The organism is Synergistaceae bacterium (assembly GCA_017540085.1).
Lineage (GTDB): Bacteria > Synergistota > Synergistia > Synergistales > Aminobacteriaceae > JAFUXM01.
Map to the genome: position 1 here is coordinate 82,899 of JAFYBQ010000021.1, position 25,930 is coordinate 108,828.

Genomic DNA, 25,930 nt, shown 5'->3' on the forward strand with positions numbered 1-25,930 from the left:
TGATTGCGCCGTCCGTTTACCTCCTGCGTGAACCGAAAAGTTTCTTGTACATCTTCCTCACAAATGAGTATATCCCCGTTCTGAATGCGACTCTCCTGAGAAATGACTCAAGCCTCGTCCTTAATGTTCGCGGGAAAAATCTTCTCAGCGTCCCTTCAGGGTCATGGCCGAATGAGTCCCAGAATTTTGCGTAACGCTCCTCGTCTTTCGGAACAGGGTTAAACATTTCGTTGGCATCGAAACGCACGGCATCTTCTGCGCTTATCCTGTCATAAAGGCAGAACTTCAGCGCGTCAGTCATAATTTCCCTGCCTCTTTGCGAATGCACTAAAGCCCGTGTGACTCCGGCATTCTGATTAAACTTACTGCCCTGACTGCTGAACTTTGAGACATCCCAGCAGTCCCAGAGCGTAATATCACTTCTCCTGTAACGTTTCCTGAATCTGCACGAATAGCACGATGGGCGGTCGCAGACGTTCGAGAAAAACGCCCTCATCATTATGTTTGTTTCTATGCCCTCATAAACCGTGCGCGAATTTTCCCTGACAGCCGCAAACTGTGAGTAAAGGTAGCCGTATTTATCTTTGTCCCTGAATCGCAGGTCTCTCACATTCTCAGCACCGATGATATTGAGATACGCATTCCACACAGCCGGAGACGGCACGGCATGACAGACAATATCAACTGTAATCAGCAGTGGCGACTCGCTTTCACTTCCCAGAAATTTCAGCAAGCCTTCAACCTCGCAGGGAGTCCCGCTGAAGAGAACGTGCCTTCCTTCCCGCAGGAATTTCCGCGCCTCGCTGAATGTCCGTTCTTTGTCGCTCTGAACATATTTGCTATTCCTGAAAGCGTGAAGCTCCCCGGAGTTTTCCGCGCACCTGTGAATCACCCTGAAATTTTCCCCGTAGCCCGCTCCGAATACGACTCCGCCCTTCTCAAGAATCGACTCCGCAACCGCCGTAAATGCTCCTCCTGATGTGCTGTCTTTGAGGATTTCGGGGTCTTTGTGCTGAATGATGTACGCTTCCTGCTCAAAGGCTGACTCTTTTTCGGGGTTAAGGATTGGGCAGACGGCCTCACATTTTCCGCACTCAATGCAGATTTTTGCGTTTGCTGACGGGTAAAGGAAGCCCTGACTGTCGGGAGTCATTTCTATTGCGTTCACGGGGCAGATGTTCATACACGCCGAACAGCCGCAGCATTTTTCCTTGTCGGTGATAGTTATCATGAGTGAGCCTCCAATGATTCGCGCAGGAATTTCAGCGAGGACTCCCGGAAATCGTGAATCCTCTTTTGCACCGACTGAAAGTCAAGCTCACGCGCAAGCATGGAATCAACAGTATCATTTTCCGCCGCGAGCCTGCTTTTTATTCCGAAATTTTCCGCTGCTGACTCAATGCGTGTGTTTGTCGACAGAGTTTCTTTGCCCGGAAAACGCCTGAACGTGAAAAATTTCTTGCCGAAAATCAGCGAGAACATTGTCCCGTGAAATGAATCCGTGCAGACATACGCAGCGTTTTTCAGAAGCCGGAGAAAATCTGAAGGCGAAATGTCATAGGGCATCTCTTCAGCCCACCCGCTATTGTCGTAAGGAATGTACTGATCCAGATTCGGAAGCGCGATAACTGGGAGGCCGAGTTTGTCCGCAAGCGCACGTACAAATTTCCTCTGCCAATCATTTACGCCGAGAAAGTAACAAAAAACGTAATCCCCTCTCCCCTGTTCAATAGAACTACGGTTGACTAGTGCCGTATTCCACTCATCAGCGGTAAGAAGGAGTGTAGGGTCGCAGACTAATTCAGCGTCCCGGCCTGTGAGTCTCTTCACGATTTCCTGCCCGGATTTTTCGCGGACAGAGAGATGATTTATGCGCGACAGAAATTTTCGGGCTTTGTCTTCCTGGGCTTTCTCGACGTAAGAGACTCCGAAGCTTGAAGCGTATGAGATTCGCTTTATCTCATCGGGAACAAAATTCAGCGTGAAGAAATCGGCGGCTATCTGTGAAGGAAGCCAGAGCTGATCGCTTCCGATAAGGACGGCTGAATATTGGCGGCATGATTCCGAAAGGTCATCCCACGACTGAAACGGCCGAGAATGTTTTATCATCTCACGGCGAAAGGTGTCGAAAAGTTTTCCCCTCCGTGAATGTCCGCGCCTGTATTCAGGGTTGAAGAGCTTGTAAATTTTGCTGACGGCGATTCTTCCTTTGTCCTGAATGACAGAGGCATCGAATATTTTTCCGGCAAAGTACCGTAATTTTCTGTTGCGTATGGATTTTTTCAGGTTGGTGAAGTCTATCGCTTCTGCGTCATAACCCATGTCAGAAATTTTCCTGTATGTCGCGAACGCCTGAAGGACTGTGCCGTAATTGTTGCCGTAATCCCCTAGGGCAAGCAGAATTTTTCCGGGCATATTTGATTCTCTCCTTTGTGTGTTTGGGATTCATGGCCGGAATTGTAGCATAATGTGAACGGCGCAAAAATAAAGAGAGTACCGCGCCTCCCGCAATACTCCCCCCGGAATTTTTCTGTTACTTGCTGACCTTCATAACGCTGTCCCCGGTTGTTACCTTTCCCGCCGTAACGAGTGCTTCAACTTTCGCAAAGTCCTTTGAGTTCGAGACGGCCATTATCACCGTGTCATCGTACCCCGAATTTCTGACCTTCCACAAATCCATCTCAAGCAGAATATCCCCGCGATTCACTACTTGGCCGAGCCTGATGTGATTCCTGAAGCCCTCGCCTTTCATGTTGACCGTGTGAATACCTGCGTGAATTAATACCTCGATTTCTCCGGCCATGATTACAACCGCGTGTGCTGTGTCGGTAACCTCCGAGATTATTCCGTCAATGGGCGCGACTATGTTCCCGTCCGAGGGCTTTACCCCTATGCACTGTCCGAGCGCGCCTCCTGAGAACGCCTCATCCTTAATGGCTGACATCGGCACGAAATCCCCGGCGGCGGGCGAGCTTAACACGGCGGGGAAAACTACGGGGGCAGGCTCTTTCTTGCTGAAACCGAATAACGGCATGTATAACGACTCCTTACGTCAATAGATTTTCAGGTGGGTGGATATTAGGCATTATATCCCGAAAATCTGAACATGTCAGTGATATACTATGCAGAAATTTTTTGACAATTAAAGGGAGTGTACAGCGTTGCAGAAAAAGTTATCCGTTGGAGTCCTGGGTGCTACCGGGATGGTAGGACAGCGATTTATTCAGATACTCCACAATCACCCGTGGTTTGATGTGAAAGTCATAGCCGCTTCCCCTAACAGCAAGGGAAAAACTTACGCTGAGGCCATGACAGGAAGATGGCTTCTCGATGAGCCTATCCCCGAAAATGTGAAGGGACTCGTTCTCCGTGATGTGAATGATGTGAAGTCGGTCGCAGATGATGTAGATTTCGTGTTCAGTGCGGTCAACCTCACGAAAGACGAGATAAAGAAAATTGAGGAGGATTACGCCCGCACAGAAACCCCGGTAGTGTCGAACAACTCCGCTCACAGATGGACACCCGATGTACCGATGATAGTCCCCGAAATCAATCCCAATCACGCAGAAATCATCCCCGTGCAGAAAAAGAGACTCGGCACTTCCCGCGGATTCATTGCCGTAAAGCCGAACTGCTCGCTTCAGTCATATGTTCCTGCGTTCGCGGCGTGGAAGGAGTTTGAACCGTATGAAGCAATCGTTACGACATATCAGGCGATTTCAGGGGCGGGCAAAAACTTCACGACATGGCCGGAAATGGTCGGCAATGTGATCCCCTACATAGGCGGCGAGGAAGAGAAATCCGAGAAAGAACCCCTGCGGATATTCGGACATATTGAGGGGGGCGCGATAGTCCCGGCAAAAGAGCCGTCAATCTCCGCTCAGTGCATACGGATTCCCGTGCTTTACGGTCATACGGCGGCGGCGTTCGTGAAATTCCGCAAGAAGCCCGACAGCAAAGAGCAGTTAATCGACCTCCTGAATAACTTTGCGGGAATCCCTCAGCGCGAGAAACTTCCCACAGCCCCGGCGCAGTTCATAAAGTACATGGAAGAGGATAACCGCCCGCAGGTAGCACTTGATGTGAATTACGGCGGGGGAATGGGCGTTACAATCGGCAGACTCAGACCTGACACTATATATGACTGGAAATTTGTCGGACTCTCTCATAACACGCTCAGGGGTGCGGCAGGGGGCGCGGTTGAATGCGCTGAATTGCTCGTGAACATGAAATACATTGAGGCCAAATAGGGCGGTGAAATTATGATTAACGTTGCAATACTGGGACTCGGCACTGTCGGAGGCGGAGTCGCTGAGGTAATCGAGAAGAATCAGAACGAAATACGCAGGGCATTGGGCGACAACATTCACGTGAAATACATCCTCGACATTCGCGACATTCCCGGAGTCGTCAACGACATCAACATTATCGTGAATGACCCGGACATTAAGGTAGTCTGCGAAACTATGGGAGGCAAGGAACCCGCGTACACGTACACACATCTTGCACTAGAGCGGGGGATTTCCGTCTGCACATCGAACAAGGAGCTTGTAGACGCTCACGGCGTGGAACTCAGCGCGATAGCCCGGGATCATCACTGCTCATATCTCTTTGAGGCCAGCGTAGGAGGCGGGATACCCCTTTTGCGGACTATCCGCGAGGCATTCGGCCATGAGAGAGTCTCACGCATAGCAGGAATCCTCAACGGGACATGCAACTACATTCTCACGAACATGAAAGCCGGAAAAGATTTCCATTCCGCATTGAAGGAAGCGCAAGAGAAAGGATTTGCCGAACGAAACCCCGCCGCAGACGTTGAAGGCCACGACACAGCCCGGAAAATCGCGATACTTGCCTCGTTAGTGTCAGGCCGGAAATTTTCCTATGAGCAGGTATCATGCGAGGGCATTACGGGAATCACACAGCAGGATATAGCAGACGCTGAGTCAAACGGAATGGCCATAAAGCTGCTGGGAGTCTATGAGGCTGACGGGCCTTCTGTTGTTGTCGCTCCGTACCTTGTGCCGAAATCGAGTCCGTTATACGCGGTCAATGACGTGTTCAACGGCGTAATGATTTCGGGGAACATGGTCGACAATGTTATGTTCTACGGCAGGGGCGCGGGAAAATTGCCGACAGCAAGCGCGGTAGTGTCTGACGTTATAGAGTGCGCGAAAAACATCGGCCATAACATTCCGACGGGGTTCGCTGACATTCAGCCAGTTGACTCGGTTAATGCTCCGTCAAAACCTGAAGGGCAGAAATTCCGCGTACTTGGTGAATAATTTATCCTCTGACCCCCCTATAATCCCCCCTAAGTTAGGGGGACTAGACTCGCTTGGGTTCTTGCCTCCCCTGCGCAAGGGGAGGTGGCCGAAGGCCGGAGGGGTCGACAACCCTGCGCAAGGGGAGGTGTCAGCTTGCTGACGGTGGGGTCGCCGGAGGGGTTATAGGGGTAACAGCATAAGGCAAAAGGGAGCATGTTTTAATGAAGAAGGTTGTGAAATTCGGCGGGAGTTCTCTTGCTGACGCTGGGCAATTCAGGAAAGTTGCTGACATAATCCGGGCTGATGACTCGCGGGTGTATGTTGTTCCTTCTGCGCCGGGAAAGCGGAATCCGTCCGACACAAAGATTACTGATCTGCTATATGAATGCTACGAGCTTGCGTCAAAGGGTCAGAATTTCTACGAGCCGTTTTTGACCGTCAAAGACAGGTACAACGAAATAATACAGGGACTCGGACTCAATCTGTCATTGTCCGGTGCGTTTGACGAAATAGAAGACAAGCTGCTTCATGAGCCGGAGAAAGATTACACGGCCTCACGCGGGGAATACCTCAACGGGCTAATCATGTCGGCGTTCTTGGGATATGAGTTTATTGACGCGTCAGACGTTATATTTTTTGACGTGTACGGGAATTTTGACGGCGCGAAAACCTACCCGATATTCTCCGAGAGACTCGAACACACAGAGCGGGCAGTGATACCCGGATTCTATGGTCTCGGCCATGACGGGAAGATACGCACATTTTCACGGGGAGGGAGCGACATTACCGGCTCAATCACCGCGAGGGCGTGCCGTGCGGCTGTCTATGAGAACTGGACGGACGTATCCGGGCTTCTCATGGCTGACCCGCGAATCATCACAAGCCCCGCAAGAATCGACAGCATAACTTACCGCGAGTTGCGCGAGCTTGCCTACATGGGCGCAAGCGTAATGCACGAGGACGCAATTTTCCCCGTCAAGAGCGCAGGAATACCCATCAACATACGGAACACTAACAGCCCCGCCGATTCAGGAACATGGATTGTCGAGAACACCGCAAAACGTTCCCGGCACACAATCACGGGAATCGCCGGGAGAAAAGATTTCTGCTCCATCATAATCGCAAAAGACCTCATGCACTCACAGCCGGATTTCTACAGGAAAGTAGCTCAGTGTTTCGAGGAGAATAATATTCCGCTTGAGCATCTGCCTTCAGGGATTGACACAATGACGGTAGTTGTGAGGGAGTCTCTTTTTGTCGAACATGAGCAGGATGTCTTGCGGCGTATCGTGAAATTTGTCGAGCCTGAGTCGGTTGAAGTTGAGCCGGGAATCGCGCTGATTGCGGTTGTGGGACGCAGCATGAAATCTCAGACAGGAACAGCCGCGAAAATCTTTCAGGCATTGGCGGACGCACGAATAAATGTCAGAATGATTGACCAGGGCGCAAGCGAGCTGAATATTATCGTGGGCGTGATTAATGAAGACTTTGAACGCGCCGTGAAAGCCATCTACAACGCATTCGTGCAGTGAAAGAATCCCCCCTGCCGTTTTCTGACAGAGGGGAAATTTTTTTGTCCTTTAACGCTATTTCTTCCTCAGAATAATTCCCGCAAGAATACCCGCGAAAATCATCCCGAAACTGTTACAGCCTCCGCCCCCGCCGGAAGCACCTGCTGTACCTGTGTCGCTGTTAGTGCTGGTGTTGCCGTTGGTGTTGGTGCCTGTGCCTGTGTTCGTGTTGGTATTCGTGTTCGTGTTCGTGTTAGTGTTGGTATTCGTATTCGTGTTGCTGTTGGTATTCGTATTCGTGCTGGTATCAGTGTCGGTTGTTCTTTCCGCTGACGATGCGACATAGAATGTCAGCTCCCATTTCCCGTCCTCGTCTCCGTCGCCGATGAGGATATACGGAACATCGTCATCCTTAAAGATTCCAACGTAGGCAGTTTTCCCGCTGTTGACGCTTGAGCCGTCCGCCATAATCACAATGAAGTCGAGGCAAAGCTCATCGTTAGATATGAATGCCCTTACGCAGTTGCCCGCGCTGACTCCGAGATTGCTCCCCTTGTTGTTGATGGCCGTGAAGAGATTCGCGTCTTTCTCGCCGGTGTTCTCCGCACGAACCCACACAGTTCCGTAACGCGAGAATATGTTGAACAGCTCCGCAGAATTTGCAGCTCCGTCAAGCTCGTCCCAGTGATTCACTATAAGGCTGTTCTGACGCGGTATCGTCATCCTTATTGCGACGGGCAGAAGCGGTATGTCAATGCTTACGGTTTCCGCCGGGGCTACTCCGATGTCAGCGGAGGCTGTCGTGTCGTCAGAAGTTACTGTGCCTGAAGTCGTGTCGGCTGATACGAGTCCTTCCGGGACATATTTCACGATCCTGAAAGCGTCAACGGCTGACGAGTTTATGTGTACTGATGAGACCGCCGCCGCATCTCCCGTGCTGTAGTCATACTCAGAGGCAGAAATCCTTGAATCGTCAAACAGCCGCCCTCGTCCTATCATGGCCGGATATTTCCCCGTGAGCCTGTAAAGCTCCATTGCTGTCTCATTGCTGTTCTGCACAACGTCAGCGAAATCCATAATGAACTCCGCGACATTAACCCCGGTTACATTGCTGTGGCTGGCTATGGGAGTCAGTCCTCCAACGCGCTTGTACTTGAGCCGCAAATTTCTGGGCGTTGCTGACGAATATTCGTAGAGCCGGAAAGATTCAGAGGTGTCATTCTGAGTGTTGATTGTCCTGTAGCCCTCGCCGATTTTGCTCTTGTAGACCGTAACAAGCCCCGGAGCTATCTGGCTGTGAGCGTCAAGAAGGAACGTCTCCGGCAGTGTCCCGTACATGTCCGGCGTAAGGTCATACTTCCAGTAATCCGGCATTATGCTGCTGTAGCCGTCGCGGTATGTGGGAGTCCCGTTTGCGGTGTTCGTCATGTCGTAGCGGTAAAGCTCGTAGCGTGTCCCGGTGCGGTTAGTGATTCGCGTCTCAAGTTCATATTCCGGCCATGTATCAGGCGAGCCGAACATGAAGAACGTACCCAAGTCCTGCCCGGTGTTGTCGCTCTGAGCGTCCCACGTGAATTTTATCCTGCTGACTATATCCCCGCTGGCTGACAAAATCATGTCGAACATTAGCGGGTAAACAGAGGCGTTGCCGTTCGCTACATTGGCGATTACGAGGGGAAGCGATGTGAACTCGCGGTAATTCGTGTAGCCTGTCGCAAGACTCGCCCTCTGCCTGAACGTGATATATCCCAATGCGCTGCCGTAATCCGATGGAGTAAGCCCCCTGACCCTGATATTCGCGCTCAGTGAATTTCCTGATGATATTGCCTGTTCTGATGACGGGTTCACGGTGAGGGTATATTTCCCGTCAAAGTCCGAGAAGGTTATAGACTCGTTTACGCTCCTAGGCTCGCAGATGAGAATATCGCCGGCTGAGTCAGTCTCAAGCGTATAGAGAAGAGTCCCGGAAGTATTGTAGACTTTATCCCGGCTCGCGTTCAATGACCATGTGAGAACATCGGCGGAAGTATAAACATTGTCGCCTGAAACTGTGTAGAGCCATGTCCCTGCGGTGTTCCTGATGATCTGTTTGTCGCCGGAAGCCGCAACGGTGTGCGTTTTCTCGTACTTGCCGAGTCTGTTGTTGCGGGTGTAAACGTTCGGGGAGCTGTAAATGTAGGCTATAGGCTCCTGAGTCGGGAAAGTGTAGGCAAGCAGGCTTGTGTTCTGATTCTGAAGCCACCATTTAGTGCTTGCGGCGGTGCTGCTCTCGGTGCCATAAAAATACCAGAAGGGAAAATGCCGGGCGTAGGGGTTGGCGAAATTGACGTTGAACTCGCCCTGCCCGTTTGTGATTACGAGGCAGAGACTTTCTACGGGGTCAGGGTAAGGGTCATAGACTTGGGAATTTATGTAACGCCACCACAATGATGTATAGGGCTGAGGCTCCTCGGCGAAAACGAAATTGAACCCGTCAAGAAGATCTCCCACAGTCTGAAATGTTATGTCGGGCATTCCGCCTCCCGTTGTCCTGCGGTAAATTCCGATAGTGCGGCTTGTGTCGCGTATTCCCCCGTAATAATTCTCGTAGACAGTCGCGAACCACTGAGGCCCGCCAACCTGCTCCCGCCGTGAAGCCCCCGTAATATCACGGAGCTGGTAGAAGAAATTATAGTCCGTGTTGCCGTAAGTGCCGTAAACTTTCGCCTCGTAATCGTGGCTTGTGTACCAGTAATGCAGGTTGTAGGGGTCAAGCGTTTCCGCGCTCCATGAAGCCCCGCACATAACAGACAGCAGGATTAATCCCGCCGCAAAACGTTTGAACATATAGATTTTTCCTCCTTTAATTGGGAATGCCTATGTATGAAACTGTAACATCTCCGCCGTATTCCGGGGAAATGTCTAATCCCTTCTTCATTCGGTGAAACGTAACTGTACGCGCCGCCCTCACGGAAACGCCAAGCTCCTCGCCCGTGTCGCAGTCAAGCCCGGAAGGAATATCAACCGCTACGATGTGGGACGCAAATTTATTCATGGCCTCGACAGCCCGCCGGAAAATTCCTTCAAGCGGACGGTTAAGCCCTGTCCCGAAAATAGAGTCGATACATGCCTCACACCCTTTCAGCGCGCTCTCGAACTCCGCGAAATTCTCATCGTTCACCGTGTGCAAAACTTCAGGCGCAAGACGGCTCATGATTTTGAGGTTAGTCTGAAAGTCCGCGCTTCCCTTCCTGGGATCGCCGAGAATGTAGACTCTTACGTCCTTTCCCATTATGCACAAGTGCCGGGCGATTGCGAGTCCGTCCCCGCCGTTTGACCCCGGAGCGCACACCACCGCGAAAATTGCGTACTCCTGAACGACACGCACAACAGCTAATGCGGCGTTCTCCATCAACAATATGCTTGGGATTCCGAAAGTCTCAATGGCGCGTTTGTCAGCGTCCCTTGCCTGCTGGCGTGAAAATGCTTCCGGCGAATTGACTCCGGCGTAAATGACTTCCCTGTGAAATTCGTCCGGGTCATAGAAGTATTCAAGCTTGCTGTCAAATTCAGGGGGCAAATGAATCTCTCCTCCGTCAAAAATTTTTTGCTGATTACGATATTATATTACCATTACAGGAGAATGGAGACACGCAGAATGATTGACCGCGGGAATTTCGCTGAGGTGCTGAGGATTATGGGCTTCACTGCTGACAGTGCCGGGAAGGTTTTCACGTATGAGCATGACGGAATCACAATGAGCGCGGATTTCTCATCGGGGACTCTCGTCTACCCTGAGAAAGTCCGGGGAAGGAGTCATAACACGCTTTTCACCGCCCCGGAAAATTTCGTTGTCTTTGAGTGCGTACACCGTCTAATCACAAAGGGCTATGATCCCGCAGATATTGAGCTCGAAAAAGAATGGAAGCTCGGCCATGACACTAAAGGCGGGCGGGCTGATATTTGCGTTTACGAGAAAGGCTCAGAGAATGTGCTGATGATTATTGAGTGCAAGACAGCAGGACGGGAATACTCAAAGGCACTCAATGACACTAACACGGACGGAGGGCAATTGTTTTCTTACTGGCAGCAGGAAATTTCAGCAAAGTGGCTCGTCCTTTACACGTCAAATTTTGCTGACGGGAAAATCACTCACCCTTCGCCCGCAATAAACTGCACCGATGATCCTAACTTACTGAGTCATAATGACCCTGCAATAAAATTATTCGTGAACGCACACACGGCGCGGGAAAAATTCGAAGTGTGGCAGGAAACTTACGGCAGTGATTTCCGGGAAGACATAATATTTTCGGACGAGTCATCAGCGTATGACATCGGGAACCGTCCAATCCTCAAGAGGAATCTCAAAGCCTTTGACGAGGACAGCAAGAAGGGAATCATTAACAGGTTCGAGGAAATTTTGCGGCATAACAACGTAAGCGACAAAGAAAACGCCTTCAACCGCCTTGTAGCCCTCTTCATCTGCAAACTTGTTGACGAATACAGCAAGAATGACAGCGACGAATTAGAGTTCCAATACGTTCCGAGAAGAGACACATACGAGAAATTACAGGACAGATTACAGATGTTATATCACAAGGGAATGTCGGCATTCATGCGTGAGGAAATAACGTACATTTCCGCCGAATATCCGCGTGAGTTCATGCAGCAGTACAGGGGCGGGGACAGGGAGCGGGCAATCAATGAGCTGTCCGAGGCATTCAGGAAGCTAAAATTTTTCACGAACAATGATTTTGCGTTTCTTGACGTACACAACGAGGAATTATTCTACAAGAACGGGAAAATTCTCGTGGAAGTCGTGCAATTATTCGAGCATTACAGGATAGTACACACGGAAAATCATCAGCTTCTCGGCGACATGTTCGAGAAATTATTGGATCAGGGATTCCGACAGAACGAGGGACAATTCTTCACGCCGATTCCTTTGGCGCGGTTCATATGGGACTGCCTTCCCCTGAAACGCTGGGAGACATGGCCGAAAGTCATCGATTACGCCTGCGGGGCGGGTCATTTCCTGACTGAGGCAATAGAGGCGGTGAATCACTTTATCCCGTCAGAGTCCCGCGAATGGATACGGGACTCAATTTTCGGGATCGAGAAAGATTACAGGCTCTCGCGAGTGTCGAAAGTCTCAATGTTCATGAACGGCGCAGGAGGAAGCAACATAATTTTCGGGGACGGCCTCGAAGATTCCCCCGACAAGGGAATACGGCGCGGGAAGTTCGACATTCTCACAGCGAATCCGCCCTATTCTGTAGCGTCATTCAAGCAGCATTTGAGATTCACGGCAAAAGATTTCAGATTGTGGGACTCAATCAGCCCAGCAAGCTCCGAGATTGAGGTGCTGTTTGTCGAGCGTATCGGGCAATTGCTGAACGACAACGGAATCGCGGCGGTGATTCTCCCGTCATCAATCCTCAGCAACGACTCAGCGGCTTACACGGGAGCGCGTCAGGAACTCTTGCGGACGTTCAAGCTCCGTGCGGTCGTGAAACTCGGAAGCAAAACTTTCGGCGCAACAGGCACGAACACCGTAATATTATTCCTCGAAAGGTACTATCATAACCCGTCAAGACTCGCTCAGGCACTAGACAGCACAGATGCAATACTAGACAGGCGCGAGAGGGATTTAGAGTCATGGGAGGATATAGACATTCTCATGGGCTATCTTGATATGCAGGGATTGACGCGGGAACAGTGGAATGATTTTGTTCACGGAAGATTAACGCCTGAGACAATGCCGGAATATTTCAGGATGTACATTGACGCATACGGTGAAGATTTCTACAAGCTGGCGAAAAGAGTCGAATATGAAAAGCTGCTGTATTACGCCTTCACGTACTGCCAGCGGACAACGGTAATCATTGCGCCGTCGGACAATGCCGGGCAGCGTGAGTTTCTCGGATATTACTGGAGCTACAGGAAGGGCGACGAGGGGATTCACTATGACGGTGAGCGGGGCGGGAAAATGTACGTAAATTCAGACCGTGAAGCCTCCGGGACTCTTGCTGATGTTGTGAGGCAGTCATTCGGGGACGGGGATATAGTGATGACTGAGGATAATATGAGGTATGCGCGAGTTGTTGAGACGTGGAGGATGTTAGATTTCTCGCGTGTAACTTTCAATGCGGGTATTGATTTGGAGGAAAACAAACGCACCGAAATCAAGAGTAAATACCCAATGCACAAGCTCGGAAGCGTCTGCGCAATATTAATAGGCGGGACTCCAAGCCGTAACAATCCTGCATATTTCAGGGGCAATAATTTATGGGTCTCAATCGCTGAAATGCGCGGGCAGGTTATCACAGACACAAAAGAAAAAATAACCGATGAGGCTGTGAAGAACTCCAATGTCAAACTGATTCCGAAAGGCACAACGTTACTCAGCTTCAAACTCACCATAGGAAAGACTGCTATCGCGGGGGCGGATTTGTACACAAACGAGGCAATAGCAGCCCTCATACCGCAGGACAAAAGCGCAATCCTCAACAAGTATATATTCTATGTCTTCAACAGCGGAGCAATAAATTTAACCAGCGTAGGAGATAAAGCATTCGGAAAAAGTCTGAACAGCAAGTACTTGAAAGAATACATAAAAATTCCCCTTCCGCCGATGGAAATACAAAGGCAAATCGTGAGTGAGTGTGAAAAAGTTGATGCCGAATACAACAATACGCGCATGAGCATGGAAGACTACAAAGCAAAAATACAGGATATATTTCACCGTTTCGGGGTCATTCTGCAAGACTGATTGACGGCGATTTTATGGTGAGCTTCATGGAACATGGCCGGGAGTTTTACCCTACGGATCACTGCGGAGTGTTGCGTGTTATTGCTGACGGAGTGCACCCAAGATTCATGGCTCGCATTCTCGAACGTGAAGGGACTCGCTTGGGCTTCTCAAGAAATTTCCGGGCATCGCTTGACCGAATCGGCGGGATAAAGTTCGGAGTGCCTGAAATGGACTCACAGGTTGCGGCCATGAATGACGTGATGAGTCTTGAGCGTGAAATCTCGCAGGCACTAATGAGTCTCAAAGCTCTTGAGGGGAAGAAAGAAGCGGTGCTGAAGAAATATCTGCGGTGATAGAATCATGCGGGAGGTGTTTTGCAGTGAACATTGATACATTGGAGAAGGGAAATACCGTACTTGAATCATCAGCCGGATTTGATGATGAAACATTTGACGACATTGCGGAATTTGATGATATACTCGCGCACCCTGAGAGGCACAAAGGCTACATGACCGCCGGGGACATGCTGATGGATTTCGGCCTGATATGATTTACACCGTCTACCCTACTTCACGATTCAGGAAGGACGCGGAGAAAGCAAAAAGGCGCGGGCTTTCAATGCAAGAGCTTGAAGATGTAATTGACAGGTTAAGCCGTGATGAGCCGTTAGAGGCTAGGCACAGAGATCACAGACTCGAAGGCGGAAAATACAAGGGCTGCCGTGAATGCCACATTAACCCGGACTGGCTTTTGATATACAAGAAGGAAGCCGGGAAAATGGTTCTTGCTCTCAGGCGAACGGGGACTCAGAGCGATTTGTTTTAGCGTGAATTACTTGCGGAAAATTCTAATTCGTGTATAATTTCCGGCTATGTCAAGTTCAAATCACACTAACGACAAGAAAGTAGCCGTAAACAGAAAGGCAAGGCACGATTATTTCATTCTGGACTCCTTTGAGTGCGGAATAGTTCTGACAGGCACCGAAATAAAAAGTGTCAGGGCCGGGAATATCAACCTGAAAGACTCTTATGCCTCAATCGAAAACGGAGAAATCTGGCTGTACGGTGTGCATATTTCCCCCTATGAGAAGGGAACGTACTACAATCACGAACCCGAACGCGACAGAAAATTATTGCTTCACAGGCACGAAATTACCCGCCTAAACAGCAAGACACGCGAGAAGGGATTGACTCTTGTTCCTCTCAGCGTATACATAAAGGACGGGAAACGCGCAAAGGTCGAGTTAGGACTCGCGAAAGGACGAACGACACACGACAAGCGCGACATGATAGCCGACCGGGACGCAAAGAGAGATATAGCCCGCGCAGTAAGGGGAAAAGGACGAGACTACGACGACTAACTTTCACGGGGGCGACAGGTTTCGACAGCGTGAAGGAGGGTCTGAAGGAGCAGGCCGGGGAAAGTCTGCAATCACCCGTAAAACTCTCGGACAAAAAAATAAAAGTCGAAGATAATTTCGCATTAGCGGCCTAGTTGCCAGCTACGCCGAGGGATGGACAATGCTGACGGTTCACCTGAGGTGTCATGAAAGTCAGCTCCCCGCCATGTAGAGAATCCCGGCATGGTGATAGACCCCTAAGGATTCTGGAACGGTTAAAGTTTGTCCCTGTACTTGACCCGACGACAACGAACAGAGAATAAGCCTGTAGAGCCGTCATGACTGGCCCACGTTGGACGGGAGTTCGATTCTCCCCGCCTCCATCAGAATATAATACGGTGAAGACCGTTAAAAGATAAAAATCCGCTCATAAGGCGGTTTTTTTGTTATTATTACTCCGTTGAATACCGACAAAAACCCGCTGAAACCGAAATAACACCGTGTAAAGAACCGTAGAAATACAAACCCTAAAAATTTTTCTACGGTCAATCCTAAAAGTGAGGTGCATACAATGTTAACGGAGTTGCAAGTCAAGAACACAAAACCGAAAGAGAAACCTTAAAACAATTCGTAAAAAGTGTCGCAACTTATCCCGCAAAAAAGAAGGCTCACACAACCGCAACCGAGCAAGAAAAGAATTAGCCCGCGCATATAGAAGGATGAACAATCAACGTAAAGATTTCCATTTCAAGACAGCCAGAATGCTTTGTGAAGAATACGCAGTGATATGTCTTGAAACGCTGAACATAAAGGGAATGGCACGGCGGTGGGGTAGGAAAGTCCATAGCTTAGGGTTCTATAGCTTTGTAGAAATTTTGAAGTATGAAGCAATGAAGCTAGGAACGCAAATAATTTTTGTGGATAAGTATTTTCCCTCAAGCCAGCTTTGCAGTGTATGCGGGTATAAAAACAAGGCAGTGAAGGACTTGAAGATAAGGGAATGGGAATGTCCAAACTGCCATGCTATACACGACAGGGATAAGAACGCGGCAAAAAACATCTTGATGGCTTGGACATCAGCCAATGGAGGAGAACCCGTAAGACGCTCTTCGGAGTGCAAGGTTTGTTGATACCAGAATCCCCCGCCTTTAGGCGTGGGGAGTATGTCAAGGCGACTCTTGCGTCAATCGGCACAGCGGGAATCCCCGGCTCAGGCCTCGTAATGCTGACTATAGTGCTGTCGTCTGTGAATCTTCCGATGGAGGCAATCGGGCTTCTTGCGGGAATTGACCGTATATTGAACATGGGCAGGGTTATTCCGAACATTGTCGGGGATGCGGCATCGGCTGTAATAGTTTCGAGGACTGAAGGAACATTCCGCGACAAGAAATAAATTTTTCCCGGTGAACTGAAGATTTGCCCTCCGTGAAATTAATGCGGAGGGTATTTTTTTTGTCAGCGCGAGAATATTTTAAGCTCCCTTGCTTTGTCTATGATGAATGCCTGCGTGTTTTCTGAGACGGGCATATATGACTTGTTGGAGAAAAATTCTATCTGCGTTATTGTTCTGGTCTGGTCGAAATATATCACGATTGAGTCGGCGTTCTCAGGAGCTGAGTCCCATGTTACAGTGCCGCCCGATGATGTAGCGTCAACATCCCATCCCGCGCCTTCAAATTCTCCGGCTTCAGCGGCCTCAACGATAGTAGCCCCGATAATTTCCTCAAGTGCTTTCAGCGTGTCGCCGACATGAAGCCCGCCTGTGAAAAATATTCCTGGGTCGCTTGTGATTAGGTGTTCGACCTCAAATTTCTTGTTTTTCTTTGCGACTCCGCATACTACTGTTTTGTCCTTTGCCCATACGCGGTTCAGGAGATACGGAGATACTTTGCTTCCCCCGTCTTCGTCATACATCCTTTCAGCCTTCGACAGCTTTACCTGCAGCGCGGGCTTGTTGTTGGCGATAATCTGCGAGCCTAGAAACGATATACTGTCGGCAAGCTCAATCCCTACATCATTAACTTCCCTGAAACTTGCGGCAAACGCCCCGGATGACACAGCCATAATCAGCACCGTAAACGCAAGAATTTTCCATGATACCTGGAACATTTAGCGACCTCTCTTCCTTGCGGCTTTCTTTCGCGTGTATTCCTCAAGAGGGTCATTCGTGGTCTGTTCCATCTCCTGCGCTTTTCGATTCTGTGATGACACTGACATAGGAGAGTCCTTCGGGATTCCTAGGAAATCGCCTTCAAGCATCGTAGTCTCGGCAACATACACGGGATAAATAGTGCGCGGGTCAATTACAGCGTTCGAGCCTCTGAAAAGAAGTGCCAGCGGCATAACTAACGCAGTTACAGCGACAACTCCGGTGCTGCTGAGCCTTCATTGTCCTGATGTCCCGTAAGCGGAATCACCTGCCCGTTGAACGCCTCAACAGAATCAATTGAGAAACTCAGCGAACCTTTTGCGCCTACAATGCCCGCCGAGGTCGCTTTGGTTATTTTTCCGTAAGCAAACGCCCCCCGCTCTATCAATGTGATAGCCGTTTTCATTCTTCACAGCCCGTTCAACAACAAAGCGGATTGTCTGCCCTATTGATACTTTGTTGGACTTGATTTTTTCCGCAGCTCTGATAAGTACTTCAGTGCCTCTTTTTACGATGAGCGTATCGCACCAAGCAGTGCCGGAGAAAAGGAGAATCGCAAAAATTGCAATTGCAAACTTCTTCAGCATAACGCACTCACTTTCAGTTATTGGGATTGGATTTTGTGTGAATTGTAGCATAGGCTTGAATGGTGTTCAATTTTCGCTGAAATGTTACCGCACCGCCGGAAATTTGTCGCGGCCACAAAAATTAGAGTCTGATATTTGCTTGCCTGATACGGGATTTTGTCATATTATTTGCAAGTTAATTATCCAATTTCCTAACAATAATCTTTATATGAGGGGGAAAAATTTTTGCATAAGATTCTTGAGAAACGCCAGCTCTCTTATGACAAGGAAAGAGATCAGAGCGTTTATTATTTCAAGGTTGAAGCACCCGAAATCGCCCGCAACAGAAAAGCCGGGCAGTTCATAATCTTCCAGCTTGATGAGGATTACGGCGAAAGAATCCCGCTGACCATCGCGGACGCAAACGCCGAGGAAGGCTGGATCGCAATCGTATTCCAGACAGTCGGAGCAACGACTCGCAGATTCTCAGAGACATTCAACGTTGGCGACAATGTACCCGTTCTTGTCGGGCCTCTCGGAAAGCCCACGCACATCGAGAAAAAAGACGGTATAGTCCTCTGCGTAGGCGGCGGAATCGGTATCGCTCCTCTTCACCCGATTGTCGAGGCCAATCACAGAATCGGCAACAAGGTTGTAACAATCATCGGCGCAAGGACAAAGGATTTACTTTTCTTTGAGGACGAAATGAGGAAGGCCAGCGATGAATTAATCGTAGTAACTGATGACGGCTCATATGGACGCAAAGCAGTCGTAACAGCACCGCTCACGGAAATTTGCGAGAAGGAGAAAGTCAGCGAAATAGTTTCAATCGGCCCGGCCATAATGATGAAGTTCTGCGTTGCCGCCGCCCGTCCGTTTAACGTACCTATAACAACATCACTCAACACAATAATGATTGACGGCACCGGGATGTGCGGATGCTGCCGCGTCAGTGTCGGCGGTAAAACAAAGTTTGTCTGCGTTGACGGCCCCGAATTTAACGGCTATGAAGTCGACTTTGACAACATGATGCAGAGAATGACAGCCTTCAAGGACAAAGAGAAGGAAGCAGATCACAAATGCAGAATCGGCCTTGATGCCGGGAAAAAGGCGGGTGCTTAGACGATGAGCGAACACAAGACAACAGAAATGTTACAGGAAGAAGCCGCGAAAATCTGGGCGGGTCTTGAGGGAAAAACATTAACGAACAAGGACAGATTCGCGATCCCTCAGCAGGAAATGCCCTCGCAGGAGCCGGAAGTACGCGCTCACAACATGTCGGAAGTCGCGTTAGGCTACACAGAGACGCAGGCAAGAGTCGAGGCGGAAAGGTGCATACAGTGCCCTACAGCCCCGTGCAAGAAAGGCTGCCCCGTAGGAGTTCCGATTCCTGAGTTCATCAAGCACATTCAGCAGGGAGACTTCAAGGGAGCAATCGACACAATCAAGACAACAAACCTTCTTCCGGCCATCTGCGGAAGAGTCTGCCCTCAGGAGAAACAGTGCCAGAGCCACTGCACAATCGGCAAAATGCTGAAGTCCCCGGAGAAAGCCGTAGCTATCGGCCGTCTTGAACGCTACGTAGCAGACTGGGAGAGAGCCAACGACAAAATTACCGTCCCGACTCCGAAACCTGAGACCGGGAAGAAAGTCGCCGTTATCGGCTCAGGCCCTGCAGGACTCACTGTTGCGGCTGACATTCGCAGGGAAGGCCACAGCGTTACGGTTTTCGAGGCGTTCCAGAAGACCGGCGGAGTCATGGTATACGGCATTCCTGAGTTCAGGCTTCCGAAAGCACTTGTCGCGAAAGAAGTCGAGAACCTCAAGAGAATGGGCGTTGAGTTCAAGACAAGTTTCCTTGTTGGACGGACTGCGACACTTGACCAGCTTTTGACGGAGCAGGGATTTGACGCGGCATTTATCGGTACAGGCGCGGGGCTTCCCAAGTTCATGCACATCGAGGGCGAGAACCTCATCGGAGTCTTCAGCGCGAATGAATATCTCACACGCTCCAACCTCATGAAGGCATATGACCGCGAACACGCAGACACGCCCATGTATGACGCTAAGAAAGTCGCTGTATTCGGCGGCGGCAACGTCGCGATGGACGGCGCGAGGACGGCATTACGTCTCGGAGCTGAGAAGGTCTACTGCGTCTACAGAAGGACACGCGCAGAAATGCCCGCAAGGATCGAGGAAGTAGCGCACGCATTTGAAGAGGGCGTAGATTTCCACTTCCTAGAGAACCCGACAAAGTTTATCGGCGATGACAAGGGAAGGCTTGTAGGCGTTGAGTTGCTTACGTATGAGCTTGGCGAGCCTGACGAGTCCGGCAGAAGAAAGCCCGTACCAGTCCCCGGAACTGAACACGTGCTTGACATTGATGCGGCCGTTATCGCGCTGGGCAATGACTCGAACCCGTTAATGGCTCAGACGACAGAAGGACTCAACACAACTAAATGGGGCAACATCATCGTTGACGAGAACCAGAAAACGAGCATCCCGCGTGTTTGGGCGGGCGGTGATATAGTACTCGGAGCCGCTACGGTAATTCTTGCGATGGGCGAGGGAAGAAGAGCCGCCGCAAGCATGAACGAATACTTAGCCGGAAAGTAACAAGAAACATAACAGCGTGAAATTTTGCGGAGGAGTGATTGAGAAAATTGCTTCTCCGTTTTTTGTTACAGAAGGAGAAAAAATCATGAGAGTCACAAAAATTTTGGCGGCATTGTTTTTGTCATTGTTCATTGCGGGGATTTCTTTTGCTGACGGTATAAGCTACACGCACGTACGCAACGCAACAGCACGAATCGAATACGCCGGGAGTGTCTTTCTTGTTGATCCGTTTCTTGCGGACAAAGGAGCGTATCCGGGTTTCGAGGGGACTCCAAATTCCGACAAGCGCATACCGTTAATCGACATGGCCGAGCCTGCCTCAGAGGTCGTAAAGGGGATTGACGCGGTAATTCTCACTCATACACATTTAGACCACTGGGACGAATCCGCGCAAAAGATTCTCCCGAAAGATATTCCGTTTTTCGTACAGAATGCCGGGGACGCAAGGATAATCCGCGAGCAGGGATTCACAAATGTCATGGTCGTCGGGAAAAATACACCCTTCAGGAACGTGCGAATATCTCGCACATTAGGCCAGCACGGGCCGGACGAGCTTTATTCTGTTCCTGCGATGGCTGAATTTGCCGGGGACGCTATGGGATTCGTGTTTCAGTCTGACGGGGCGAAAACTCTTTACGTTGTCGGCGATACTACATGGCATCCGTTTGTTGAAGTCGCGCTTGATACCTACAAGCCCGAAATTATAGTGATGAATACGGGCTATGCTATGGTAAACGGCATTGAAGGGAGTCTCATCATGGGCAAAGATGACATTCTCCGCATGTATAAGACAATGCCGGAAGCAAAAATTATCGCCGTTCACATGGACGCTGTGAATCACACGATGACAAGCAGCGGGGAAGTAAGAGAGTTCACGAAAGCTCACAGCCTCGGAGACCGTGTATATGTTCCGCGTGAAGGTGAGACGCTGAAATTCTGAGGAAATCTGCGGAGGAGTGATTGAGATATTGCTTCTCCGCTTTCGTTACAGAAGGGAGGAAAAATCATGAAATATCCCAAAAGTGTAATTGAAATGCAAAATGAACTCGGAGAGCCTTACGAGATTAAGAATATCGACGGTGAGCCGTGCTTGTACCGCAATTTCAAGAATGGATTTGACCTAGAAATTAGCGGAGTATACAGCAGAAGGCGCAAGGAGAACCGCAGAATTTTTATTTGTCTGTGGTGGATTGGTATCAGGCAGAACAAAACAAACAGCGGCGCACAAATCATAATGCATGTCTCACAGATTCCGTGTAACGCAAAGGCCATTCATACCGTAACGGAAATGCTTTATGAGTACTCAAATAAACTTCTCACGGAAGGACGCTGCATAGATGACAGTATAAAGATTAGTCCTGGCCGTATCGACTACGAGGAATTAATTTCGCAGGGAAAATTTTAGGAGGAAACAAAATGCCATCAGGAAATATAGCAGTCATTGAGTCCGCAAAACTCTCAGGCGAATACGACAAGCGTTATGTTGTTGTCGACAAAGACTCCGGCGAAATTTTAGACGATGCGCAAGGTTACGGCTACAAGAGCATTCAGAAAGCATACGCGGCTTATTCCTACAAGACACGCGACAGGAGCAAAGACGCAGAGAAACGCGCAAAGAAGAAGCACATTCTCACATGGCTGAAGGAACATAAAGAATTTGCCGGGCTGATGGAGGCAGTAGCTTTTGACTCCGTGAAATGTGGCGAGCCATTCAACGCGGCGACGGTCAAGCAATTGCTGAAGGAAAATAATCTTGACCCTGATTTTACCGCCGGGGAGTTATTGCGGACGTGGAAGGCGCAGAACTGATGAGGAAAATTTTTCTGTCAGCAGTGATTTCTGTCGCGTTCATTTCCGTCTCACACGCTGAGGAAACATATGACCCTCAGCACACAATGTTAGCCCTGAATATGGCGGTCGTATCAGTCCACAGGATATTATCCGCGCAGGACAGAATCATTCTTGACGCAGAATATCAGAACATCATCAACAATCTCAGCATAGGCAATATACGCTCAGACCCCGAAATCACAGACCTTTACCGCAAACTTTTAGACGTTTCGCACAGCAAGAGACTCCGACAGGACGAGGCTGCCGAAATCCGCAAGCGTTATGACGCTCAGAGCAGCAACAGAATCAAGCACGCACTCACGGAAATGTCCGAAATCGGGCGGGGAGTCCTAGCAGGTGATGAGAACGCCGGAAAATTTTTCGTGGGACTTGGGCGGCTTCTCTCTGCCTGCACCGCAGGTTACTTCAGGGACAAATCAGACAGAGTGAATCAGGCTGTCAATCTCAGCGCAGAATTGTTCCGGCTCAAAGCTGAGGACATGACAGACTTCAACGAGCTACAGAAGCAGCTGCTTTCCTCATCGTGGAGGCTGCTCAACAAATATCATCTGCCGGACGATTACAGGCTAGTTCAGCGGGCATTAGATGATTTCTTCAGGGCTGTTGATGAGCCTGATACCCCGTCAAGAAGACTCCGAATGCTGAAGGCCATTGAGGGAGATTTCCGGGTGTATCCGCCTTACTGGTTTTACCGGGCAAGGGCGGCACTTGATGACGGTGATAATTACGAGGCGGAGAAATGTTTTGACCGCTTCAATGAAGTTTGGCGGCCAGTGTTACGCAAAGACCCGTACAAACTTGAGGCCGTAAAGCACAGTATAAATATCCTGCTGAATGACGGAGTGAACGATGACGAGTCGCGGAAAAATATTCTTGAGCTTGCTGAAATCATGCGTGAAAACACATTGCGCGAGGATTGGACGAATAATCTTTTTGCCTCTGCCCTGTATTATTCGCTCGGTGAAAAGGACAAGGCAATAAAGTGCGCGGAGATTAATGTAGATTTCGGCTATGAGTATGAATTAAGCTCGGCCATGCTTGAACAAATGCGGGCTGATGTTGATTTCCCCCTTCTGCCTGAAGACACATTGCGGGCGGTGAAACTTTCACGCCTCACGGAGGGCATGAATGACTCTGACAGGGAAGCGGCTTTGATTCTGGCGGATTATTTTGATGACAGGGGAGAATATTACGAGTCATTGCGGGAAAATAATAGCCCTCTTTCGCGTCATGCATTGCGGCTAATCACTCAGGCTGAAGCGTGTGCGAGTCTCCTGTCCCCCCTGCCAAGTGAAGAATCAAAGAGGGGTGCGCGGTTCGCTGAGATTCTGAGGCTTGCGGAAATTTCCGGGGATGTCTCGTGCTATTCCCGCGCTCTGAATCTCATCCGCGATTATGCTGACGGGGGGAATGTCCCGGCCTCGGCGTTTCTTGCTGACATGTACAATTACGGACTCGGAGTGAGCCGGGATTCTTTCATGGCACTGAAATATTACCGTATCGCGGGATTCGGCGGTGATATTTACTCGCAGAACATGTGCGTAAGTATCATGCTAACGTCCCAAGATTACACGAGCCAGCCCGAAAAGCCCAAACAGCCGTCCCCCGATGAGATTCACGCGGAGGCAATGAGGCTCTACAACGCAAAGCAGTACACGGAAGCCCTCGAAATGTTCAGGCAGTCGGCGGAAATGGGAAACTCATCATCCGAATACATGATAGGACGTATGCACGAACACGCGCAGGGCGTAAGCAGGAATCTTGACACAGCCAAGGAGCATTACACGAAAGCGGCGGAGATGGGTCATTCGGGAGCGAAGAAGGCACTGAAGCGGCTTGCGGGCAAAAATTCGTGGTGGTGGCCGTTCTAGTTTGCGATGGAAACGGGAAGCCCTCGGAAAAATTCCGGGGGCATTTTTTTGTGCCTGCGCGTAACAATTTCCATTATGTGATAATATTTAATCATTCCAACCCAAATTTAAGGAAGTGTAAATTTATGGAGCTTGCAAGGAAATTCAAAGACTCTAAGCCGTCCGGCATGATTCGAGTCTTTCAGGCCATAGAGAAAATGCAGGGAGTGTTGAATCTCAGCATAGGCGAGCCGGATTTTGTTACTGAGCCTGATATTGTCGACGCGGGAGCAAAAGCCGCAAAGGAAGGTTTCACACATTACCCCCCGCTTCAGGGCTATCTTGAGACACGCGAGGCGGCCTGCGCTTACTGGGAACGGCATCACGGACTCAAGTCTTCCCCGGATAACGTATATATTTCGGTGGGCGGGCTTCATATTCCGTGGCTTGCGTTCGGGGCATTGCTGAATCCTGGCGATGAAGTCATGCTGATTGAGCCGTACTTTACGCCGTATGAGTCTCAGATTCGATGGAACGGCGGAGTCCCGGTAGCAGTCAGAACGCGAGAGGAGAATAATTTTGCCCCGACAATCGAGGAATTACGAGCGGCGGCAACACCCAAGACTCGCGGAATAATCCTGAATTACCCTGGGAATCCTTCAGGCAGAGTCGCGACAAGGAAACAGCTTGAGGAGATAGCAGAATTTGTGCTTGAGCGTGATTTGTTCGTCCTCAGCGATGAGATATACGAGTCAATGATATTCAGCGGGGAGCATGTTTGCTTTGCGACAATCCCCGGCATGAAGGAGCGCACACTACTGGCCGCGGGACTCTCTAAAAGCCACTGCATGACGGGATGGAGAATCGGCTACCTTTTCGCCCCGCAGAACGTAATCAACACTATGTGCGTATTGTCATCATTCCAGACTTACGGCGTAAATACCCTCTCACAGAAAGCCGCCGCCTATGCCCTTAACACGCAGGACGAGAAAGTAAAAGCAAGGGCTGAAATTTTCGGCGAAAGGATGAGAGCGGTTGAGGCAAGATTGAACGCGATGAAAGGGGTGAAGTGCCACAGGGCTGAAGGCTCGTTCTACTTGTTCCCCGACATATCACAGACTTCATTAACGAGCGAGGAGTTTACGTGGCAATTGCTCAATGAAGCAAAAGTTGCTGTATTGCCGGGAAGCGCATTCGGGCAGACTGGAGAAGGCTATGTGAGAATCGCCTGCACCCAGTCTACGGAGACTCTTATGGAATCAATGAACAGAATGGAAGAATTTTGCAGGAGGTTATAGCAGTATGAAGGCAGCAAGATTTTGGCTTTGCATCGCGTCAATTATGGTGCTTGCGTTTTTCGCAATGGGTTCAAGCTGCGGAGGCTCAGGCGGCGGGACTGTCGCAATCAACAACAACACCGGAAACAATAACGGCAACACAACAACAAGCGGCGACCAGTCCGGCAACACTGACACGGACACAGGCACGGGAAGGGACTCAACGGTTCAGGCTTACGTGAACGAGATAATAGCGGAAGGCGGCCTCAATTCCGATGAGACTCTCCCGGACAGCGCAGTGAACTACAGCACAGGAACGTCAGCAAAATCACTCTCGAAAACAGCGGTGACTCAGGTTACGCAGGGCGAGACATTAAGCCCCGTTGCATTATCGCTCGGCTTCGAGGTTGACATCTGGCGCGTCTACGTCAACAACACGCTTGCGGCCTCGGCGACATCACCCGGCACTGCGGGTGCGGAGTTCATTCCGTCAGCAAACGGCGTAACAATCTCGGCGGGGTCGTCATCGTCAGCGACAATTTCATTCAGCACGTCAGCAATGTCAACAGGAAGCAACGTTATAGCGGTCGCGTTCGTGCCGTATGAGTCAAAGCTGACTCAGGAAATCGGCCGTACAACTCTCGGAACCGTAACAGTCTCAGCACAGAGCACCACAACAAGCGGGGACAAGACTCCCAGTACAACAAGCGGGGATAAAACGCCCGGCACAACGAGCGGCGACAAGACATCGGGCGACACTGACACCGACAC

Annotated in this window: 25 protein-coding genes, 1 other RNA gene and 1 pseudogene; 19 read left to right on the forward strand and 8 right to left on the reverse strand. The window is 50.0% G+C overall.

What is annotated here, in order from left to right; genetic code table 11:
• Window positions 1–16 precede the first annotated feature (16 nt).
• From IKQ95_04140 to IKQ95_04150, 3 genes are all read right to left on the reverse strand, one after another.
• Window positions 17–1,231: a Coenzyme F420 hydrogenase/dehydrogenase, beta subunit C-terminal domain gene (locus tag IKQ95_04140; protein ID MBR4195885.1), complete on the reverse strand. Its 1,215-nt coding sequence runs from the start codon at window positions 1,229–1,231 to the stop codon at window positions 17–19.
• On the reverse strand, window positions 1,228–2,415 hold the full coding sequence (locus tag IKQ95_04145; protein MBR4195886.1) for a polysaccharide pyruvyl transferase family protein: 1,188 nt from the start codon (window positions 2,413–2,415) through the stop codon (window positions 1,228–1,230). The genes IKQ95_04140 and IKQ95_04145 overlap by 4 nt, the downstream gene beginning before the upstream one ends.
• 118 nt (window positions 2,416–2,533) lie before the next feature.
• Window positions 2,534–3,034 carry a PTS glucose transporter subunit IIA gene (locus IKQ95_04150; GenBank protein MBR4195887.1) on the reverse strand — a complete coding sequence of 167 codons (501 nt, stop codon included), beginning with the start codon at window positions 3,032–3,034 and terminating at the stop codon, window positions 2,534–2,536.
• Window positions 3,035–3,161: 127 nt separating this feature from the next.
• Between IKQ95_04150 and asd the strand changes: the two genes are divergently transcribed.
• The 3 genes from asd (at window position 3,162) to IKQ95_04165 (ending at window position 6,799) form a co-directional block, all read left to right on the forward strand.
• Window positions 3,162–4,250 carry an aspartate-semialdehyde dehydrogenase gene (gene asd / locus IKQ95_04155; protein MBR4195888.1) on the forward strand — a complete coding sequence of 363 codons (1,089 nt, stop codon included), beginning with the start codon at window positions 3,162–3,164 and terminating at the stop codon, window positions 4,248–4,250.
• Between the two features lie 12 nt (window positions 4,251–4,262).
• A complete protein-coding gene (locus IKQ95_04160) occupies window positions 4,263–5,285 on the forward strand; it encodes a homoserine dehydrogenase (GenBank protein MBR4195889.1) in 1,023 nt (340 codons plus the stop codon).
• A gap of 203 nt (window positions 5,286–5,488) precedes the next feature.
• Window positions 5,489–6,799, forward strand: a complete 1,311-nt coding sequence (locus tag IKQ95_04165) for an aspartate kinase (GenBank protein ID MBR4195890.1) — start codon at window positions 5,489–5,491, stop codon at window positions 6,797–6,799.
• Between the two features lie 54 nt (window positions 6,800–6,853).
• On the opposite strand, the gene IKQ95_04170 is transcribed toward IKQ95_04165, so the two are convergent.
• Both IKQ95_04170 and IKQ95_04175 read right to left on the reverse strand, forming a co-directional pair.
• Entirely contained in the window at window positions 6,854–9,604 is a 2,751-nt protein-coding gene (locus IKQ95_04170; protein MBR4195891.1) for a hypothetical protein, read from the reverse strand.
• A 16-nt stretch (window positions 9,605–9,620) separates the two neighbouring features.
• Window positions 9,621–10,337, reverse strand: a complete 717-nt coding sequence (locus tag IKQ95_04175) for an NAD(P)H-hydrate epimerase (GenBank protein ID MBR4195892.1) — start codon at window positions 10,335–10,337, stop codon at window positions 9,621–9,623.
• Window positions 10,338–10,400: 63 nt separating this feature from the next.
• On the opposite strand from IKQ95_04175, the gene IKQ95_04180 reads away from it, so the two are divergent.
• The 8 genes and pseudogenes from IKQ95_04180 to IKQ95_04215 all read left to right on the forward strand — a co-directional run bounded on the left by IKQ95_04180 (window position 10,401) and on the right by IKQ95_04215 (window position 16,243).
• A complete protein-coding gene (locus tag IKQ95_04180; GenBank protein ID MBR4195893.1) occupies window positions 10,401–13,529 on the forward strand; it encodes an N-6 DNA methylase in 3,129 nt (1,042 codons plus the stop codon).
• A 14-nt stretch (window positions 13,530–13,543) separates the two neighbouring features.
• A complete protein-coding gene (locus IKQ95_04185) occupies window positions 13,544–13,864 on the forward strand; it encodes a hypothetical protein (GenBank protein ID MBR4195894.1) in 321 nt (106 codons plus the stop codon).
• Window positions 13,865–13,890: 26 nt separating this feature from the next.
• Complete coding sequence (locus IKQ95_04190; GenBank protein ID MBR4195895.1) at window positions 13,891–14,061, forward strand: hypothetical protein; 171 nt, start codon at window positions 13,891–13,893, stop codon at window positions 14,059–14,061.
• Window positions 14,061–14,336: a type II toxin-antitoxin system YafQ family toxin gene (locus IKQ95_04195; GenBank protein MBR4195896.1), complete on the forward strand. Its 276-nt coding sequence runs from the start codon at window positions 14,061–14,063 to the stop codon at window positions 14,334–14,336. Before IKQ95_04190 ends, IKQ95_04195 begins: the two co-directional genes overlap by 1 nt.
• A gap of 46 nt (window positions 14,337–14,382) precedes the next feature.
• Window positions 14,383–14,871, forward strand: coding sequence for an SsrA-binding protein SmpB (gene smpB / locus IKQ95_04200; GenBank protein MBR4195897.1), 489 nt, complete (start codon window positions 14,383–14,385; stop codon window positions 14,869–14,871).
• 7 nt (window positions 14,872–14,878) lie between these two features.
• Window positions 14,879–15,236: a transfer-messenger RNA gene (ssrA, locus tag IKQ95_04205) on the forward strand.
• Window positions 15,237–15,569: 333 nt separating this feature from the next.
• Complete coding sequence (locus tag IKQ95_04210) at window positions 15,570–15,980, forward strand: transposase (GenBank protein ID MBR4195898.1); 411 nt, start codon at window positions 15,570–15,572, stop codon at window positions 15,978–15,980.
• 41 nt (window positions 15,981–16,021) lie between these two features.
• Window positions 16,022–16,243, forward strand: a pseudogene (locus IKQ95_04215) (cation:dicarboxylase symporter family transporter).
• Between the two features lie 62 nt (window positions 16,244–16,305).
• On the opposite strand, the gene IKQ95_04220 reads toward IKQ95_04215, so the two are convergent.
• Genes IKQ95_04220 through IKQ95_04230 form a run of 3 tightly spaced genes read right to left on the reverse strand, consistent with a single transcriptional unit; the run spans window position 16,306 to window position 17,405 of the window.
• Window positions 16,306–16,959 (reverse strand): hypothetical protein, encoded by a 654-nt coding sequence (locus IKQ95_04220; GenBank protein ID MBR4195899.1) that lies wholly within the window; start codon window positions 16,957–16,959, stop codon window positions 16,306–16,308.
• Window positions 16,960–17,193, reverse strand: coding sequence for a hypothetical protein (locus IKQ95_04225; GenBank protein MBR4195900.1), 234 nt, complete (start codon window positions 17,191–17,193; stop codon window positions 16,960–16,962).
• 11 nt (window positions 17,194–17,204) lie between these two features.
• Window positions 17,205–17,405, reverse strand: a complete 201-nt coding sequence (locus IKQ95_04230) for a hypothetical protein (protein ID MBR4195901.1) — start codon at window positions 17,403–17,405, stop codon at window positions 17,205–17,207.
• Window positions 17,406–17,811: 406 nt separating this feature from the next.
• Between IKQ95_04230 and IKQ95_04235 the strand changes: the two genes are divergently transcribed.
• From IKQ95_04235 to IKQ95_04270, 8 genes are all read left to right on the forward strand, one after another.
• Window positions 17,812–18,687, forward strand: coding sequence for a sulfide/dihydroorotate dehydrogenase-like FAD/NAD-binding protein (locus tag IKQ95_04235; protein MBR4195902.1), 876 nt, complete (start codon window positions 17,812–17,814; stop codon window positions 18,685–18,687).
• 117 nt (window positions 18,688–18,804) lie between these two features.
• Window positions 18,805–20,181 (forward strand): NADPH-dependent glutamate synthase, encoded by a 1,377-nt coding sequence (gltA, locus tag IKQ95_04240; protein MBR4195903.1) that lies wholly within the window; start codon window positions 18,805–18,807, stop codon window positions 20,179–20,181.
• Between the two features lie 85 nt (window positions 20,182–20,266).
• Window positions 20,267–21,121 (forward strand): MBL fold metallo-hydrolase, encoded by an 855-nt coding sequence (locus tag IKQ95_04245; protein MBR4195904.1) that lies wholly within the window; start codon window positions 20,267–20,269, stop codon window positions 21,119–21,121.
• A gap of 66 nt (window positions 21,122–21,187) precedes the next feature.
• The gene (locus tag IKQ95_04250) at window positions 21,188–21,586 is read left to right on the forward strand and encodes a hypothetical protein (protein ID MBR4195905.1); all 399 of its coding nucleotides are present in this window, start codon (window positions 21,188–21,190) and stop codon (window positions 21,584–21,586) included.
• Window positions 21,587–21,597: 11 nt separating this feature from the next.
• A complete protein-coding gene (locus IKQ95_04255) occupies window positions 21,598–21,990 on the forward strand; it encodes a hypothetical protein (GenBank protein ID MBR4195906.1) in 393 nt (130 codons plus the stop codon).
• Complete coding sequence (locus tag IKQ95_04260) at window positions 21,990–23,903, forward strand: sel1 repeat family protein (protein MBR4195907.1); 1,914 nt, start codon at window positions 21,990–21,992, stop codon at window positions 23,901–23,903. The genes IKQ95_04255 and IKQ95_04260 overlap by 1 nt, the downstream gene beginning before the upstream one ends.
• A 125-nt stretch (window positions 23,904–24,028) precedes the next feature.
• Complete coding sequence (locus IKQ95_04265; GenBank protein ID MBR4195908.1) at window positions 24,029–25,180, forward strand: pyridoxal phosphate-dependent aminotransferase; 1,152 nt, start codon at window positions 24,029–24,031, stop codon at window positions 25,178–25,180.
• Window positions 25,181–25,184: 4 nt separating this feature from the next.
• Window positions 25,185–25,930: hypothetical protein (locus tag IKQ95_04270; protein MBR4195909.1), on the forward strand; the 746-nt coding region annotated here is incomplete at its 3' end.

Bases quoted from the DNA above. Each gene is read 5' to 3' on its own strand.
- IKQ95_04225 (MBR4195900.1), bottom strand. From the start codon at position 17,193: ATGCCGCTGGCACTTCTTTTCAGAGGCTCGAACGCTGTAATTGACCCG.
- IKQ95_04165 (MBR4195890.1), top strand. From the start codon at position 5,489: ATGAAGAAGGTTGTGAAATTCGGCGGGAGTTCTCTTGCTGACGCTGGG.
- IKQ95_04170 (MBR4195891.1), bottom strand. From the start codon at position 9,604: ATGTTCAAACGTTTTGCGGCGGGATTAATCCTGCTGTCTGTTATGTGC.
- smpB (MBR4195897.1), top strand. From the start codon at position 14,383: ATGTCAAGTTCAAATCACACTAACGACAAGAAAGTAGCCGTAAACAGA.
- IKQ95_04260 (MBR4195907.1), top strand. From the start codon at position 21,990: ATGAGGAAAATTTTTCTGTCAGCAGTGATTTCTGTCGCGTTCATTTCC.
- IKQ95_04145 (MBR4195886.1), bottom strand. From the start codon at position 2,415: ATGCCCGGAAAAATTCTGCTTGCCCTAGGGGATTACGGCAACAATTAC.
- IKQ95_04255 (MBR4195906.1), top strand. From the start codon at position 21,598: ATGCCATCAGGAAATATAGCAGTCATTGAGTCCGCAAAACTCTCAGGC.
- IKQ95_04150 (MBR4195887.1), bottom strand. From the start codon at position 3,034: ATGCCGTTATTCGGTTTCAGCAAGAAAGAGCCTGCCCCCGTAGTTTTC.
- IKQ95_04140 (MBR4195885.1), bottom strand. From the start codon at position 1,231: ATGATAACTATCACCGACAAGGAAAAATGCTGCGGCTGTTCGGCGTGT.
- gltA (MBR4195903.1), top strand. From the start codon at position 18,805: ATGCCCTCGCAGGAGCCGGAAGTACGCGCTCACAACATGTCGGAAGTC.
- IKQ95_04230 (MBR4195901.1), bottom strand. From the start codon at position 17,405: ATGAAAACGGCTATCACATTGATAGAGCGGGGGGCGTTTGCTTACGGA.
- IKQ95_04180 (MBR4195893.1), top strand. From the start codon at position 10,401: ATGGAGACACGCAGAATGATTGACCGCGGGAATTTCGCTGAGGTGCTG.
- IKQ95_04265 (MBR4195908.1), top strand. From the start codon at position 24,029: ATGGAGCTTGCAAGGAAATTCAAAGACTCTAAGCCGTCCGGCATGATT.
- IKQ95_04220 (MBR4195899.1), bottom strand. From the start codon at position 16,959: ATGTTCCAGGTATCATGGAAAATTCTTGCGTTTACGGTGCTGATTATG.
- IKQ95_04245 (MBR4195904.1), top strand. From the start codon at position 20,267: ATGAGAGTCACAAAAATTTTGGCGGCATTGTTTTTGTCATTGTTCATT.
- IKQ95_04185 (MBR4195894.1), top strand. From the start codon at position 13,544: ATGGTGAGCTTCATGGAACATGGCCGGGAGTTTTACCCTACGGATCAC.
- IKQ95_04160 (MBR4195889.1), top strand. From the start codon at position 4,263: ATGATTAACGTTGCAATACTGGGACTCGGCACTGTCGGAGGCGGAGTC.
- IKQ95_04210 (MBR4195898.1), top strand. From the start codon at position 15,570: ATGAACAATCAACGTAAAGATTTCCATTTCAAGACAGCCAGAATGCTT.
- IKQ95_04250 (MBR4195905.1), top strand. From the start codon at position 21,188: ATGAAATATCCCAAAAGTGTAATTGAAATGCAAAATGAACTCGGAGAG.